The sequence below is a fragment of the Arthrobacter sp. K4-10C genome (genome assembly GCF_059090085.1).
Genome location: NZ_JBNHFI010000033.1, coordinates 1 through 438 on the forward strand (window position 1 = coordinate 1; position 438 = coordinate 438).

The following is a 438-nucleotide window of genomic DNA, read 5'->3' on the forward strand; positions in this document are numbered from 1 at the left end:
CCGCCGCCGGGATGGTCCTTGCCCCGGAAGAAGTGGTTGAAACCCACCTCGTACAGCGTCGCCGCCCCGGCATAGGTGGAAATGTGCCCGCCCACCGCAATGTCCGGCCGCTGCGCCCGGTGCACCATCACCGCAGCGTTCCAGCGCATGTACGCCCGGTACCGGCGCTCGAACTCCTCGTTGCCCGGGAACGGCGCTTCCTGGTCCACCGGGATCGTGTTCACATAGTCCGTGGTGGTCACCATCGGCACCCCGACGCTCTGCGCACCCGCACGCTGCAGCAGGCTCCGCATGATGTATTGGGCACGCTCGGTACCCTGTTCCCTGATCAACGCATCCAGGGACTCAACCCACTCCGCAGTCTCTTCCGGATCACGATCAGGCAGCTGGTTAGTCAACCCGCTGAGGATATGGGAGGTATCTTCTCCTGCAGCCACG

General features: G+C 64.6%; 1 pseudogene. It reads right to left on the minus strand.

Annotated features, from left to right (window positions below):
* Positions 1 to 437: pseudogene (locus tag AC5RUU_RS19630) on the minus strand (pyruvate dehydrogenase (acetyl-transferring), homodimeric type); the annotation flags it as partial.
* Position 438 lies beyond the last annotated feature (1 nt).